Source organism: Virgibacillus carmonensis, from assembly GCF_057836705.1.
The window spans coordinates 19083-35073 of sequence record NZ_JBYQFJ010000022.1 but is presented as its reverse complement, the minus strand read 5'-3'; the positions used below and the strand labels follow the sequence as shown (position 1 = coordinate 35073).

The 15991-nt window shown below is 39.4% G+C and carries 15 protein-coding genes and 2 pseudogenes; 9 read left to right on the top strand and 8 right to left on the bottom strand.

Going from position 1 to position 15991, the window contains the following annotated elements:
* Nucleotides 1–325: 325 nt before the first annotated feature.
* The 4 genes from nhaC to AC3G7N_RS15395 all read left to right on the top strand — a co-directional run bounded on the left by nhaC (nt 326) and on the right by AC3G7N_RS15395 (nt 4401).
* Nucleotides 326–1747, top strand: a complete 1422-nt coding sequence (gene nhaC / locus AC3G7N_RS15410; RefSeq protein WP_489423052.1) for a Na+/H+ antiporter NhaC — start codon at nt 326–328, stop codon at nt 1745–1747.
* A gap of 31 nt (nt 1748–1778) precedes the next feature.
* Nucleotides 1779–2891, top strand: coding sequence for a mandelate racemase/muconate lactonizing enzyme family protein (locus AC3G7N_RS15405; protein ID WP_489423051.1), 1113 nt, complete (start codon nt 1779–1781; stop codon nt 2889–2891).
* Nucleotides 2888–3580, top strand: a complete 693-nt coding sequence (locus AC3G7N_RS15400; RefSeq protein WP_489423050.1) for a GNAT family N-acetyltransferase — start codon at nt 2888–2890, stop codon at nt 3578–3580. Before AC3G7N_RS15405 ends, AC3G7N_RS15400 begins: the two co-directional genes overlap by 4 nt.
* Before the next feature lie 380 nt (nt 3581–3960).
* On the top strand, nt 3961–4401 hold the full coding sequence (locus AC3G7N_RS15395) for an Hsp20/alpha crystallin family protein (RefSeq protein WP_489423049.1): 441 nt from the start codon (nt 3961–3963) through the stop codon (nt 4399–4401).
* Nucleotides 4402–4659: 258 nt separating this feature from the next.
* Here the strand turns inward: AC3G7N_RS15395 and AC3G7N_RS15390 are convergent, their stop codons facing one another.
* On the bottom strand, nt 4660–4881 hold the full coding sequence (locus AC3G7N_RS15390; protein ID WP_489423048.1) for a YppG family protein: 222 nt from the start codon (nt 4879–4881) through the stop codon (nt 4660–4662).
* A gap of 863 nt (nt 4882–5744) precedes the next feature.
* Between AC3G7N_RS15390 and AC3G7N_RS15385 the strand changes: the two genes are divergently transcribed.
* The 4 genes and pseudogenes from AC3G7N_RS15385 (at nt 5745) to AC3G7N_RS15370 (ending at nt 7949) form a co-directional block, all read left to right on the top strand.
* The gene (locus AC3G7N_RS15385; RefSeq protein WP_489423047.1) at nt 5745–6782 is read left to right on the top strand and encodes an AimR family lysis-lysogeny pheromone receptor; all 1038 of its coding nucleotides are present in this window, start codon (nt 5745–5747) and stop codon (nt 6780–6782) included.
* Nucleotides 6783–6822: 40 nt separating this feature from the next.
* Complete coding sequence (locus tag AC3G7N_RS15380; protein ID WP_489423046.1) at nt 6823–6945, top strand: hypothetical protein; 123 nt, start codon at nt 6823–6825, stop codon at nt 6943–6945.
* A gap of 177 nt (nt 6946–7122) precedes the next feature.
* Nucleotides 7123–7659, top strand: a pseudogene (locus tag AC3G7N_RS15375) (penicillin acylase family protein); the annotation flags it as partial.
* Between the two features lie 74 nt (nt 7660–7733).
* Nucleotides 7734–7949: a penicillin acylase family protein gene (locus AC3G7N_RS15370; RefSeq protein WP_489423045.1), complete on the top strand. Its 216-nt coding sequence runs from the start codon at nt 7734–7736 to the stop codon at nt 7947–7949.
* A gap of 55 nt (nt 7950–8004) precedes the next feature.
* Here AC3G7N_RS15370 and AC3G7N_RS15365 read toward each other — a convergent pair.
* The 4 genes and pseudogenes from AC3G7N_RS15365 to cuyB all read right to left on the bottom strand — a co-directional run.
* Nucleotides 8005–8724: pseudogene (locus AC3G7N_RS15365) on the bottom strand (pyridoxal-phosphate dependent enzyme); the annotation flags it as partial.
* Nucleotides 8725–8815: 91 nt separating this feature from the next.
* Entirely contained in the window at nt 8816–9916 is a 1101-nt protein-coding gene (locus tag AC3G7N_RS15360) for an alanine racemase (RefSeq protein ID WP_489423044.1), read from the bottom strand.
* A 1-nt stretch (nt 9917) separates the two neighbouring features.
* Nucleotides 9918–10931 (bottom strand): D-cysteate sulfo-lyase, encoded by a 1014-nt coding sequence (gene cuyA, locus AC3G7N_RS15355; RefSeq protein ID WP_489423043.1) that lies wholly within the window; start codon nt 10929–10931, stop codon nt 9918–9920.
* A gap of 35 nt (nt 10932–10966) precedes the next feature.
* The gene (gene cuyB, locus AC3G7N_RS15350) at nt 10967–11650 is read right to left on the bottom strand and encodes a cysteate racemase (protein WP_489423042.1); all 684 of its coding nucleotides are present in this window, start codon (nt 11648–11650) and stop codon (nt 10967–10969) included.
* A 302-nt stretch (nt 11651–11952) separates the two neighbouring features.
* Here cuyB and AC3G7N_RS15345 point away from each other — a divergent pair, with 302 nt between their 5' ends.
* The gene (locus AC3G7N_RS15345; protein WP_489423068.1) at nt 11953–13176 is read left to right on the top strand and encodes a dicarboxylate/amino acid:cation symporter; all 1224 of its coding nucleotides are present in this window, start codon (nt 11953–11955) and stop codon (nt 13174–13176) included.
* Nucleotides 13177–13230: 54 nt separating this feature from the next.
* On the opposite strand, the gene AC3G7N_RS15340 is transcribed toward AC3G7N_RS15345, so the two are convergent.
* From AC3G7N_RS15340 to ggt, 3 genes are read right to left on the bottom strand one after another with little or no spacing between them, the layout of a single operon-like run.
* Nucleotides 13231–13758, bottom strand: coding sequence for a chromate transporter (locus AC3G7N_RS15340; RefSeq protein ID WP_489423041.1), 528 nt, complete (start codon nt 13756–13758; stop codon nt 13231–13233).
* Nucleotides 13755–14339: a chromate transporter gene (locus AC3G7N_RS15335; protein WP_489423040.1), complete on the bottom strand. Its 585-nt coding sequence runs from the start codon at nt 14337–14339 to the stop codon at nt 13755–13757. The genes AC3G7N_RS15340 and AC3G7N_RS15335 overlap by 4 nt, the downstream gene beginning before the upstream one ends.
* Nucleotides 14340–14373: 34 nt before the next feature.
* A complete protein-coding gene (gene ggt / locus AC3G7N_RS15330) occupies nt 14374–15987 on the bottom strand; it encodes a gamma-glutamyltransferase (RefSeq protein ID WP_489423039.1) in 1614 nt (537 codons plus the stop codon).
* Nucleotides 15988–15991: the final 4 nt, after the last annotated feature.

The following is a 15991-nucleotide window of genomic DNA, read 5'->3' as shown; positions in this document are numbered from 1 at the left end:
GGAAACGGAAAATGGTATTTCAGTAACAGGTGTCAGAGGCAAACTGATCAACGTCTGACAGAAGATGAAAACGATAAGACGTTGACAAGAAACATCAAGTTCCAGTAAAGACTACAACCCTAAAGTCGAAGGAAATCTCGTACACGAAATTATTGCCTGACCTTTTCTTAATTCCGAACGAAAACGCTAATTAGTATTGATAGACAGATTCTACTTGTTCTAATAAGAATTGACAATTTCATAAACTTCTTTTACTATTATCCTAATTATCTCTATTTACCATCAATTGTAAATCTTTAAACTATTAGGAATAGGAGTGGTACCTATGAAAAAGGAAATGAATGTTTGGATGGCGTTATTACCTCTGGTTGTAATGATTATTGTCATGCTATTTGCTGTTATTGTATTTGAACAAGCTCCACATGTACCGCTGATTATCGGAACTGTAGTGGCCGCAATAGTCGCTTGGAAGTATGGTTATAAGTGGAAAGAAATTGAAGAAATGATGTACAAAGGAATTAAATTAGCTCTTCCAGCGATCGTGATAATCATGCTGGTAGGATTAACCATTGGGGCTTGGATTGGTGGCGGGATCGTTGCTACCATGATTTATTATGGATTGGAAATCATCTCACCACCTCTCTTTCTTGTTACCATTGCTATTATTTGTGCTATCGTCTCCCTTGCCATTGGTAGTTCCTGGGCAACAATGGGAACAATTGGTGTAGCTGGTATGGGAATCGGAATTAGCATGGGAATTCCTGCACCAATGATCGCAGGCGCTGTCATCTCAGGCGCTTACTTTGGAGATAAAATGTCTCCATTGTCAGATACAACAAACTTGGCGTCCGGGCTTACACATACGGATTTATTTGTACATATTAAGCACATGTTTTATACGACGATTCCAGGTTTATTGATCGCACTTGGCGTTTATGCTTATTTAGGAAAAGATTTCGGCAAAAATGCTTCAGAGTCAGCTGATATCGCGCTAACAATAGTAGAACTACAGGAAAGTTTTGTCCTATCACCATTTCTATTGCTGGTTCCCCTGCTCGTCATTGTACTCGTAGCCTTCAAAGTACCAGCAATACCTGCATTAGTTGTCGGGATAGCTCTCGGTTTTTTATCCCAGGTACTCGTTCAGGGAGAACCCATCACAAACGCACTGGGAGCATTACAAAGCGGGTACACCATTGACACAACGAATGAATTTTTAGCTGGATTATTAAACCGAGGTGGACTCGATTCCATGATGTTCACCGTATCCTTAGCGATTGTCGCGATGACTTTCGGAGGGATTTTAGAGTTTTCTGGCATGTTACAGTCGCTTATGAACCAATTGTTAAAGGTCGTTAAATCAACGGGGTCACTAATCGCTTCCACCCTGGGGGCATGTTTTCTTACAAATGCCACGTGTTCAGAGCAATATATTTCCATTGTAGTTCCATCACGAATGTTTGCTAAAGTATATACAGAAAAAGGACTGCATTCCAAAAACTTATCCCGCGCCCTGGAAGATGGGGGTACGCTCACCTCTGTGTTCGTTCCATGGAATACGTGTGGCGTGTTTATTTTCGGGACTCTTGGTGTTCACGCCTTTGCCTATGCGCCATATGCGATACTGAATTTCACCGTACCGATCATTTCGTTAATTTATGCGTTTACAGGGTTTAGCATTACTAAATTGTCCAAAGAAGAAAAAGATGAGATACTTGCTTCACAAGCTGAGGAAGCAGTCAGCTAAACATCTATATTGATTGATAGGAAGGGTTACTATGAAAATAACTGATATCGAAATCTTTGCCATTCAATTGCCGCTGATTAATCCGTTTGTGATTAGTTATGCAACGTATGACTCAATGCCATCGGTAATCGTGAAGATTACAACAGATACTGGACTTGTCGGTTACGGGGAAGGTGTCGCAGATGAACATGTGACGGGTGAAAGCTGGAATAGCACGTTTCATGTGCTTAAATCAACCCTCGCCCCAAAAATACTGGGCGAAAATCCAGTGAATGTAGAACGCATTCACGATATCATGAATAAGGGAATTTTTGCTGTTCCAACAGCCAAAGCTGCCATTGACATTGCTTGTTACGATGTCGTTGGTAAAGCACTAGGCGTTCCAGTTTACGCATTATTAGGCGGGCGCTACCACGATAAGTTTCCGATTACACATGTATTGAGTATCGGTACATGTGAAGAAATGGCTGATGAGGCAGCTAGTCGCGCGGAACAAGGTTATCGTTCTTTTAAAATGAAAGTTGGTACAAATGTATCTGAAGATGTGAAACGAATTCAGGCAGTTAAAGAACGTGTCGGTGATGATAGTTTGATCCGGGTGGACGTGAATCAAGGCTGGAAATCCAGTGCAGCAACCGTCCAAGCCTTAGATAAGCTTAGCGGTGTTACATTAGACTGGCTCGAGCAGCCCGTTGCAGCTAATGATATGGATGGTATGGCTGAGGTAAAGGCTAAAACTACTACTCCGTTAATGATTGACGAAGGTCTGCGCGGGCTCCCAGAAATGCGTGAAGTTATTGCCAAACGAGCGGCAGACAAGGCTAATATTAAGCTAATGAAGTGCGGAGGAATTTATCCCGCCTCAAAACTTGCACATATGGCCGAGATGGCAGGCATTGACTGTCAAATCGGTTCGATGGTCGAGTCATCCATCGGGTCAGCAGCAGGGTTTCATGTTGCATTTTCTAAAAAGGTAATCACAAGTGTTGAGTTAACCGGCCCATTGAAGTTTGCAAAAGACATCGGAAACCTAAAATATAACGTACCATTTATTCAATTAAATGAAGAACCGGGCTTAGGTATAGACATTGACGAGCAGATACTTGATGAATTGACTGTTCATTCGGAGAAGATCACATTATGAGTACGACACTGACAAGCGGCAAATTGCTTAATGGACAAGCTTTTTACGTACGCTATCTTACTACCGACGACATATCTATTATTATAAATTTGCAGGAAAAAGTTAAGCACGCCCTTCAATCACGTGCAACATTAGAACCGCTTAGTAAAGACGAGTTCACCGCGATCCTATCCGGGCATGAATTAATGATCGGTGTGTTTATCGAGGAAAAGATAATCGCATTTCGAGCGATGCTGGAGCCAGAAGTGGATGATGAACATTTAGGAATCGACGCTGGCCTGCTACCAGAAGAACTTCCAAAGGTCATCTATTCGGAAATATCTAGTGTAGACCCTGATTACCGCGGAAACGGATTGCAGATGTATATGGGGAAATTATTAATGAAAAGAATCGATAATGAACGATTTCAGTATGTTTGCGCAACCGTTGCCCCCTTCAATATTCCTAGTTTAAAGGATAAACTATCGCTTGGTTTAAAGATTGTTGCTTTAAAGGAAAAATACGGCGGAAAACTTCGGTATATTCTAATCAAAGATTTAACAGCCAAACTCAAGGATACACTAGGTGACGAAACGTTTATTATATCGACTGACATTACGGAACAACAGAAGACTTTGGAAGCAGGATTCTATGGGGTGTCCATTAAGGAAGATAACAAGAAATTTTATATTGGGTATTGCAGGGTATAAAAAACACGCCTGTTAGTGCGTGTTCAAAAAGTCGGCAGATTAGAAACAAGGTCGACAAAGAATGCTGACGTCCTCGAAAATAAAAGACAATTTTCTTCGTGCGATGATTTTTCAGGGTAGCTTTCCTTATCCTGTTGCAAAGTCGACATTAGCACGTCCTGTGCGTCAAGTTCAAGGCGCAAAGATTTTAGGACCGGAACAACTGAGCACTAGAATTATAAAGCTTTACTTCTTCGTTTGAAAAAGTGGGCATCTTTTTCAGGGAACGAAGAAATCCACTGTTTTTCATATGGTGACTTTTAGAACAACCACTATTAGCCCATCACTCTTTTAACCTTTAGCATACGTTATTATAACAAAAGCTAAAAGAGGTGAAAAAAGTGGGTTCAAGTAAAGACAACCTGTCAAAATGGTTTCACAAAGATTCATTTCATGAATTAGCAAAACACATGGATTCCTTTTTCAATGATTCCTTCAAACAATTTTTTAACCAGAAGCCATTCGAAATTAACTTGCAGGAGACAACGTCTGAGGTTGTGGTTAGGGCAATGTTGCCAGGCTACAAACGCGATCAAATTAAACTAGCAATCATTGGTAATCAATTGCGGATTACCGTAGAAGACTCTAAATTTGAGGACAAAAAGAATGACCATATTAAAAACAATAATAAAGAATACAAGATGGAACGTTTGATTTCCTTACCATTTACAATTTCTGAAGAAGATACAACAGCTACCTATAAAGATGGAATACTAAAAATATCCACTCCAAAAAAGAAACCAAACACTAGATTTATTAATATTGACCCCAAAAATGATTAGTCGATTTTAAAAGCCGGGATTCCAAACCGGCTTTATTACACTGAACAGTAAATATAACTTTTAACGGATTTCAGTATAAGTGCAACTAAGGCTTTCGCCATTAAAGCTTGGCGATAAGCCAAGCTTTCTAATATTATACCTCAACTAATTATCGTAATTGCCATTTATGATATATACAGTGAGCCGATTTTTTTCCCACCTGCCCTTTCAATTGCCTGTTATCACCATCTGCATTTATTTTATTTAGGTTTACAAGTTCTACTTTTTAATAAATGTTGTGACGATCGGCCCTACTTGACTGTATATTCTTTTCATTTGTTGAGCAGTTTCTGTAATTTTATTAATATCCAACTTTCCATTAGGATCACGGAACGAAGACAATAAACTTGGCTTAGGAGCAATTTGGCGTCTTGGGAATGGTGGATGAATTCGAGCAGGTTGATACTGTGGCATTGGTCGTCTTGGTCTATTAGGAAACATAAGCATAACACCTCCATTATTACAATCTGATATATATTATTCATAAAAGGAGTCACTGCGAAGGTGTTTATCCCTAGAACAGCAATCTTTTTAAGTGTACCGTGAATAAATTGGAAGGAATTATCCAGAGTTATGAATAAAAAAAGAAAAATCGAAGACATCTGTGAAACTTATTTTCTCCTCCCACAGTAACACTTTTGACCTTATGATAATGGTCAAGACCGTTAAAATAAGTAGCTCCAAGAATCTTGACAATCATTCTATTAAACATCATACTGCTCATAGCAAAATTTGTGAAAATCAGACAACATTCGACTGATTTTTGAAAGATGGTAATACCAGAGGGTTTTATATTTCAATTCACGCTTAATAGTTTCCCGGGAAATATAATCAAAATCGTCCCGGTATTCCCTTTATGAAGTTCATGTCTAGAAAGTGCCTTTACCTTTTTAAAACCCACATTTTTATACAACAAATTGCACGTTTATTCCATACCTAAGTGTTTTGATATCAACTAGTAAATTGATCATTGAGGTAACAAGTAATTCCCACTACCTTTATTCCGCTACTTGGTCTCCCCTATAAATTGATCAGTTCCATAAGTAATCCCGTCTTCCTCAACATAACATAAATTTCTCAAGTTCCTTTATATCTAGTTGATAATATTGAATATACCCTATCTCTTTTTCCTTGTACTTACGTGTAAGACGCTTAATAGTTTGACTGGATTATGAAATTAGAAGGAAAAATAATCCATTTACAGAGCGCAAACTTTGTCGAAAGGTCAGGTATTTGTACCTGCAGATTTTGTGGTATTATGTAGTTAAATATCAGAATAGTGTTTTTATAGTTAGGAGCCCAAAATGACTACTGATTTATTATCTATTTCTGCACTTGACATTACTCACAATGGAAATTTGTCGCTGGAACACGTAATTTCTATGTTATCAACAGAACACAATGAACAAACGGTTCTACAGCTAGTCAGAAGATTGTGTCTGCAAAGTAGTAAAAATGAAATTATGAAAAAAGGTATGGAATTTTTATATATGAGTGGCTTTTATGAAGATTTGCAACTTCTGATTGATAGAAACAGAAAATCAAGATTAAAGTCAAATAACCAATGGGCAGCAGTCTATCAACTAATGATGGCGAGAAAATTAAAACGTTTAACACCACTAGAAATACTGCACTGCGTAAAGTCTCTCCAAAGTGATGAACCTGAAGTAATATGTTTAATAGAATTCGTAAAAATATCAAATCATTATGACATGCACGAATTTGGAAAGCTAGGAAACTTCTTAGATAAACAACAATCTTTATTTAATTCTGTTAAGGACCGATTTTTATTATCCTATTTTAATATACGAATGTACGAAGTGTTGTTCCCCTATTATTGGATTCGGAATGAACTCATAATTGCTAGAAAATATGCCTTCCGCGTTCTAAATTTAACGCAGAACCCAAGAACAAAAGCTGCTATAAACATAAATTTAGCTTTAACCTATACATTTGATACCTATCAACAAGGAATGCATCACCTACACGAAGCAGTAAAGATCTCAACAGAACATGACTTAACGGACATTAATTATATTATACAGAACCAAAATATCCCATTTATATCCGCACATCACAGAAGAGTAGAAGGAATTACAACTAACGATCCAAGCGAACAAGCCCATCTCGAAATTGCGAAAGGGAATTTTAAATTAGCAGAAGACAGCTTACTGAAGTTGCCTCTAGACTCGCCTTTTCAGCTTTATTATTTAGGACTAGCGACGCATGACAAAGATTTATTACACCAATCGTATGACTGCTTTATTGTAAACCGTAGTGATCACTTTTTTAGTAGACTACCAATTTTGGCATTACAGAAAATGGATGCTTGCGCAAAATGATGCATCAGAAATTCGTTCTAATATGAAAGGGGGTGTCAACATGAAAAAAATCGGAATGCTTTTTTCAATTATTGCTTTAACAGTATTCTTTGTTAGCGCTCCCGTTAGTGCCACAACGGGACCACAATTTTATAACGATCCAGGATACGGGGATATTGATTGATCTGAACTTAACAATCAATAGAAAATAAAATGCCACTTTACACAACCAGCGCTCTTTTTATTAAGAACGCTGGTTGTGTAATTTTTTTTAAGACCCTTTTAGTAGACATACTACAAAAATGTAGAACAAGGTATCTACTAACTTATGTCTAATACATACTAAGTCATAACATGAATATTGCGTGGATTGCCTACAGTAATAAACCCCGAGAAAGGTTTCATTGCAACGGCGAACAACAAAATAATTGGGGATCATTACCCTTACCATACCAGTAATGTCTGGGCCCAACCATATCGTTATGAGCGTATTGCCGAGGTTCTGGCTGCAGGCGAAAACTTTACAGCGAAAGATATGCAAGCATTGCAAATGGATCAGGTGAATTTGCAGGCTCGTGAATTTCTACCGATGTTTACCGAGTAATTGAACAGTGTAGAGCTTTCTAGTGATGAGAAAAAAGCGTTGGAATTACTTTCGGATTGGGATTATGAAGATAAGACTAATGCAGAACAACTTCTCATTTTTCACCATTGGCTGGATGAAATATTACGAAGTGGCGATGATTCCATTTGGATTCAGCAAAATGGTGGGTATGGAGATGTGTTGCATACCGCTTTTAACGATACGACCGACTATCTGATTGATGAGTATGGCGACGATCTGTCCACTTGGCAATGGGGCGATTACCATAAAGTACAGTTCTTTCATCCAGTCTCAGATATAAGTCCTGTCCTTGCATTCTTTTTCAATAAAGAAAATCCAATTTCAGTTAGTGGAGTAGTGTTACACCAATGGCAACAAGCTATGATGCGGAAACTGGAATTGTCGTTCATGGCGTTTCCTGGCGATTTGTTATTGATACACGTGACATGGAAAAAGGGTATCATATCGTTGGACCAGGACAAGCAGATCATTTTAAGAGCGAGTGGTATCATGACCAAATGAATGACTGGGTTGACGGCGAATACCATGGAACCGACATAAACGAGAAAAAGGGAAGAAATTAACATTGGAACCGTAGAGGACTCTTTTTAAGGGTCCTCTTTTGCTCCGAATAGTTGATCAATCTGATTTAATACCAGCCCCACATAAGGGAATGATCACTTTTTTACTTGAATCAGGACGGAAAGGATCATTGTCAAAAAGTCTATGCTTGTCTGGGATATCCCCATGTAAATAACTTTTACTATAATTGGTAAAACCAGCAAATGTGGCGGCTGTCGTTGGCTCTACGTAAAAACCTTTAGTAGCCAGAAATCCTCGGGTACTATCAATCTCATGTTCAGGCGCAGTTACAATCACACCACCTGTTTCACGAACTGCAGCTAAGATTTGACGGCCCCGAGGTGGATTGGCAATAGAAATCCCTTCCGCTGCTGTCCCTTTGTTGACAACTGGACCAGCTGCCTCCAAACCTTTTTCAAATGCTGATGCAAGTGGTGCACATCCTTCTGCTTGAATGGCAAGAATACGTGGCATCCTGTCGATCAGACCCATTTCGAGTAACTCTTTAAATCCATAGTAGACACCTAACAACAAAGTACCATTCCCTACTGGAACTACCACAACCTCTGGAACCTCGCCGTTCATTTGCTCCCAGACCTCGAATGCATAGGTTTTCGTTCCCTGATAAAAATATGGATTATAAACATGACTGGCATAAAACACGTCACCCTCGTTTACCGCCTTCTTGGCTGCTTCGGCTGTATCTTCCCGGTTGCCTGATACAGTATGAATAGTGGCACCATGCCTTACAATCTGCTTTATTTTTTTCGGGGAAGTCATACAAAGGTAGTGGGTTCATAAAGTTTATGACAAACAGTGCATCGATACGTCATGCGCATAACCCTTTCTATACGGAATGAATCTTTTTCTATTGAACACAACCTCTAGCACTAATAGTAAATACCTTTTCAACTTTCCCGTTTCTCACTCCATAGGCCTTATCGTATAAATTGACAGTTGGACAAACATGATTAGGAACAATTTCAATACGATCTCCAATATTCAATGTATTTTCAGCCTCTATTACAGCATGTTCATCGGAAAGCTTTTTTATCAGCAAATCTGGATGACCCTTAATTTCCCCAAAACCTTCCGTTTTCAGTACCCCACTAGATCTTTGATCAATCGTCATGGATTTGGCCCCCGCGTCAGCAACCACATCTCCCCTACTACTTTTTGATGTAATTGTCGCTAAAACCGTAGCGGCACAATACGTGATGTCCCCAAGAAAATAAGCGTGTCCAGCATCATAAAAGGCATACGTACCTGGTCGAAGCTCAGTTATTCCAGGCAGAACTTCCCTTGTTAATTGGGCTAGTGTACAACCTATACTGATTTCACAATCGATGCCCCATTTATCTTTGATTTCTTTTCCGACTTCGATAACATCTGCCTGTGCATTTACCGCTATTTTCTTCATTTGGTCTTTGTCTGTTGCGTTGTACGTGTGTCCTTCGTGTGTAAATATTCCTTTTAGCTTTAGCAATGGAAATTTTTCGATAATTTCTTGAGCAAGTTGCACTGCTTCAACTGGTTTTGCACCGCAGCGTCCTTGCCCTGTGTCAATTTCAATCATCAATTCAATTGGAACTTCATCGCCAAAAAAGTCCGAAATCTGTTCCACGTGATAGACCGAATCGACTGACAAGCGGATTTTGGCTCTTTTAGCAATCACCCTGATTCGTTCAAACTTTTGTTTCCCTACCACTTCCGTTGCGATAAAAATATCTGATATTCCAGCATTAACCATCGCCTCTGCCTCACTTACTTTTGCAACGGTAATGCCTCTGGCCCCATAGTTCATTTGTAACCGTGCAATCTCAGCCGTCTTATGGGTTTTAGTATGGGGCCGTAATTTAACCCTTGCAGAATCTGCAAAGTCTTGCATTGCTTTCAAATTATTATCCATCTGATCGAGATCAATAATAAGGGACGGCGTATCCAAATCTTCTAGCAGCTTTCCAACCATATTACAGATTCCTCTCTTCTTTAAGTACTTCAGGCATATAAGCATAAAGGGCTGGAGATCCTCCAGTGTGTAGAAATAAAAGTTTATCGTCTTTTTTAAAATAACCTGTTCGAACAAGGTCAATTAAACCCGCCATTGCTTTTCCTGAATATACAGGGTCGAGCAGAATCCCCTCTGTTCTTGCTAGTAATTGAACAGCTTCAGCCATTTCGGCAGTTGGTAACGAATAACCTTTCCCAACATAGTCATCAAAACAGGTTATCAACTCGTTTGGGATAGTACTTTTAATTCCGACATGCTTAGCAGTTTTTTGAACAAGGTCATCGATTAATTGTTTTTGGTCTTCCTTCTTTTTTCTTACACTAATACCGATTACCGAAACGGTGCTGTGGTTACCGAAAAAACCTGTTACTAAACCTGCATGAGTACCACCACTTCCACTGGCACAAACAATATGATTAATATTAATGCCCTTGGCAAAAGTTTGCTCTTGTATTTCCTGGGCGCAAGCAACGTAACCGGTCGCTCCAATTTCGTTTGATCCTCCACCTGGTATAATATAAGGTTTATGGCCCTCACCAACAACTTCTTCTGCCATACCCTGCATCTCTTCCATCATGTTGGAGCCACCTGGTACGACTTTTGTTTTTTCCACACCAAGCAAGTTAAAAAGGAAATTGTTTCCGCTTGCATCTTGTCGATAACTGTTAGGAACTCGTTCTTCTAAAACTAACCTGCATTTTAACCCTTCTTTTACTGCGGCAGCTAGCGTAAGACGACAGTGGTTCGACTGGACAGCACCACAGGTTACCAACGTATCTGCCCCCTGCTCCAATGCATCCGCAACTAGAAACTCCAACTTTCTAGTTTTATTACCGCCGGAGGTTAGTCCCAGTAAATCATCCCGCTTTATATAAATTTCTGGACCACCTAATTCTTTTGATAAATTATCTAACTTTTCAATTGGTATTTCCCAATCCGTATAATTTCTTCGCTTGAACTGTGCTAAATTCATGATAATCCTCCCTAGTAAAATAAGATTTTATCCTTCTACTGCTCGAAAGCTGCTTTCACTACCGATTGAGTTACGATGTCTGTAGGATCCAGTACCGTAAGTGAATCTGTAGAATGAAGAACCAGCGATATTTCTGTACAACCTGAAACAATTGCTTCAGCTCCTTGTTGAAATAAGGAATCAGCAACCTTTTCCAAACAAATTGTCCCCATTTCCAGGTCGCCTTCCTTTATATACGAAATGCCTTTCATCACCTTTTCTTGCATGGTTGGATCTGGCTCCAGCAAAGTAATTCCCAGAGATTGAAATGGTTTATGATAGAGCTTTTCCTGAAGCGTAGCATCTGTAGCCAGCAAACCTACTTTATTAAAATTTAATTTCTTCGTATATCGAGCTGTTTCGTTCGGCATATGCAATATTGGAATATCAATTTCCTTCTGTACTGCTGGAAAAAAATAGTGGGCCGAGTTACAAGCAATGACCAGCAAGTCAGCCCCAGCCCTTTGTAATAATTGGGCTGACTTTATCATATACGGAATTGGATCTGCCCCTTCTCCTAAAATAGCTGCCATTCGATCCGGAATTTGCGGATAATTATCCACAACAATATGAAGATGGTCTTGATCTACTTTTGCTGGTGTCCGCATAATAATTTTGCGCATCATGTCCACAGTTGCAAGTGGTCCCATCCCCCCCATTATTCCAACCGTTTTCGGCATTTACCTTCCCCCTTCTTTCAAACTGCCAGCCAATTCTAGTATTTAAATCTCTTCTATTATAAATATATTAACTATAATTTAATTTATCCCTAACTTTGGAATAATAAGTAGTTAGTAGCACAGGAATGGTTCTTAATTCTAAGGACAAAACATATTTATGAAATAGGATTCAATAGTTGCCTTAATATTCAATCTTCTCCATTCGTATAAATCTATTATGGAAGAGAGGTGTTGCTTTGATAGCTGTATTGTTCACCAAAAAGTATTTAAATCCGAAAGGGAGGTAGTTCTTAGTGGCAAAAATCAAAAAAATAGGTTTACTTACACAAATTTTAATTGCATTTGTAACTGCTATCATTGCTGGAATTATTTTTGGACCTAGCGTTGACGTTGTTCAACCACTCGGGGATTTATTTTTACGTCTTATTCAATTCATTATTATCCCCTTAATCACATCATCACTAATTGTAGGTGTGGCAAGTACTGGTGACATGAAGTCCCTTGGGAGAATCGGCGGAAAAACCATTGTTTATTATTTAACTACTACGCTAGTTGCTGTTACGATTGGTCTAATTGCCGCCTTAGTATTTTCCCCAGGTGCAGGAGTTGATATTTCTTCTGCAGGAGAGATACCTGAAGCAACAGAAACTGGCGGATTTATTAGTGTTTTGTTAAACATCATACCGACTAATCCGCTTGAAAGTTTATCAAGCGGGAATATCTTGCAAATTATTTTCTTTGCTCTTTTCCTTGGTATCGGAATCACAATGGTAGGCGAAAAAGCACAACCCGTGTTTCGCTTTTTTGATGGACTTGCAGAGATTATGTATAAAATCACTGCAATTATCATGAAACTTATCCCAATTGGCGTTTTTGGCTTATTAGCACCGATCATTGGGGAATACGGTCTTTCCGTTTTGCTTCCTTTAATCAAGCTGATATCTGTCGTTGCCTTCGCTTGTATCGTGCATGCGCTGGTCACCTATTCCATCGCAGTAAAAACGCTTGGAAAGATGAGCCCAATAAAATTTTTCAAAGGAATTGCTCCAGCCAGTCTTGTGGCATTCAGTACGCAGAGTAGTTCGGGAACATTACCAGTAACCATAAAATGTTCTGAAGATAATTTGGGTGTATCAAAGAAGATATCGAGTTTTGTCTTACCATTGGGTGCGACCATTAATATGGATGGAACATCGCTATATTTAAGTGTTGCTGCCCTATTTACAGCACAAGCATATGGAATCGAATTAACTTTTGGACAAATAATGATGATTGTTTTAATTGCAACACTTGGTTCAATTGGAGCAGCTGGAGTACCAGGGGCCGGTTTAGTGATGTTAATACTCGTTCTAACTACAGTGAATTTACCACTAGAAGCTATTGCATTAATTGCTGGGGTTGATCGATTCATGGATATGTTCCGGACAGCGGTAAATATTACAGGAGACGCATCAGGAGCTCTTGTTATCGACAGATCTGAAAATAAGGCTGATCAACATGCTGATTCAGAATCTGTAACTGGCTAAGAATTAAAAGAAGGCGCATGAATCATTCATGCGCCTCTCATAAAAAAATAGTAGTCACAAAATAAGTCCACCATAAACAAGTGTACCCGCTATTACAAACGCAGGATGTACTTGCATTCGCTCAATTAACAAATAACTGCAAATAATAATTAAGGACGTTTGCCATAACCCTATTCCATCATATGATTCCTTAAAAAACTGCCAAGCCATGACCCCAAGCAATATAGCGATTACCGGACGAACATATTGCGTTAGACGCTTTACCTTACTAGAATCCTTATATTTATAAAGGACACCTAATAACAAAATCATAATAATTAATGATGGCGCAACTGCCGCAAATACAGCGATTATCGCCCCTAAAACCCCACCTTCGTCATACCCAATATACCCTGCCATTTTAGTGGCAATAGGTCCAGGTAGTGAGTTTGCGAGGGCTAACATTTCACTAAACTCCTGAACGTTCATCCATTCGTACCGTTCTACTACTTCATTTTCAACTAATGGGATGGAAGCTGGTCCACCACCATAACCAAGAATTCCTGGGATGAAAAAGGCTAAAAATATATGCCAATACTTCATGATGATTCACCTTCCTTACCCCGAACGGACTCTTCTTCTTTATCTGTTTTATCTTTTTTAACTAATGCGGCCACAAGCAAAATTCCAATCATAATACCTGGATGCACATTTAAAAATTGTAATAATACAAAAATCATAACTGACATTATTCCTGTCTGCAACCAACCCATGCCCTGTACTGCTTTATGAAAAAACTGCCATGTCAGAACCGCAAGCATTACACCGACGACTGGTATTACTGCTGCAGTCATTCCTTGTACCCAGTTTAAATCCTTAATTGACGATAAGGATGTTAATAGAATGATCATCAAGATTATGGTAGGAATAATGGTTGCTAAAACTGCATTAAGCATTCCCAAAAAACCGGATACCCGATGGCCGATATATCCAGCCAATTTGGTTGCTATCGGACCAGGTAGTGTATTTGCCAAAGCCAATAAATCACCAAAATCTTCATCGTTCATCCATTTATACTTACCAACTACCTCTTTATGGATCAAGGGGATAGACCCTGGTCCCCCTCCATATCCAAGCATACCAATCCTAAAAAACGCAATAAAGACATCCCACTGTTTTTTCATTAGAAACAAGCCTTTAATTTAATCGTCACAATAGTTACCATGCAGCAACAGTACCATCAGTTCTTGACTCCGTACCACCAACCAAGACGCCGGTTTCAGGGTCTGCCCAGATAATTTGGCCACGACCAAAGCTATTTGGTTCAAGCGCAATTCGAACATCATGCCCTTTTTCCGCCAATGCTGAAGCAATATGATGTGGGAATCTATGCTCTACTTCAACTGTTTTATCTTTCATCCATTGCCAGCGGGGAGCATCAAGTGTCGCCTGTGGATTCAGGCCAAAATCAATCGTATTCATGACTACTTGGACATGACCCTGGGGTTGCATAAAGCCTCCCATCACACCAAATGGACCGACTGGTTGATCGCCCTTTGTTAAAAATCCTGGGATAATCGTATGGTATGTTCGCTTACCGCCTTCTAGGGCATTGACGTGATTAGGGTCCATGGAAAAATTATGTCCTCTATTCTGCAGGGCAATCCCTGTTCCCGGTACAACTAATCCGGAGCCAAATCCCATATAATTGCTTTGAATAAACGAAACCATATTACCTTCATTATCAGCTGTAGATAAATAAACAGTTCCACTTAAAGAAGGTTCCCCAGCCTCTGGTAGATGTGCTTCATCACCAATAAGCTCTCTCCGTAATTCGCCATATTCATCACATAACAAATCATCTGTAGTATGTTTCATATGGCCTTCGTCTGTTACATGTTTCTGACCATCTGCAAATGCCAGTTTAATAGCTTCAATTTGCTTATGGTATGTATCTACTGACTCTTTATCCGTAAAGTTAAATCCTTTTAAAATATTTAGTGCTTGAAGTGCGACAATACCTTGGCCGTTTGGTGGTATTTCCCAAACATCATAGCCTCGGTAATTCACATTGATTGGTTTCACCCACTCTGTACGATGTTCAGCAAGGTCTTCAGCAGTTAAATAACCACCGTTCTCTTTTGAAAAACGAGCTATTTTTTCTGCCAACTCCCCGCGATAAAATGATTCCGCGTTTGTCTCCGCAATTGAGCGTAATGTCTCAGCATGATCTAAAGATGACCAGATTTCCCCTACCTTAGGCGCTCTGCCTCTAGGTGCAAATGTCTCAAACCAGTTCGTAAAAATATCATCCTTTAATTTTGTTTTAAAAACATTATGTGCCTTATCCCAGAATTTCCCTAATGTTGGGGATATGGGAAAACCTTCTGAAGCATAATTAATTGCTGGCTCTAATACTTCATTTAATGGAAGTTTTCCGAACTTCTCCGAAAGCTCCGCCCATGCTCCAGGTGCACCCGGAACAGTAACCGGTGTCCATCCATGGGTTGGAATTTCTTCATGACCAGATTCCTTTACAGCATCGATTGAAATATTTTTAGGCGATCTGCCACTTCCATTTAGGCCATGCAATTCACCCTTTGTCCATACTAAAGCAAAAGCATCTCCCCCAATCCCATTTGAAGTAGGTTCTACAACCGTGAGACATGCCGCAGTAGCAATTGCTGCATCAATTGCATTTCCACCTTTTTTCAGAATTTCTAGTCCCGCTTGCGAGGCAAGTGGTTGAGACGTTGCAACCATACCATTTTTTGCATAGGTAGCATTTCGCGTATTTGGATACGGATGGGATTGATTGTTAAAAGAAAACATATAA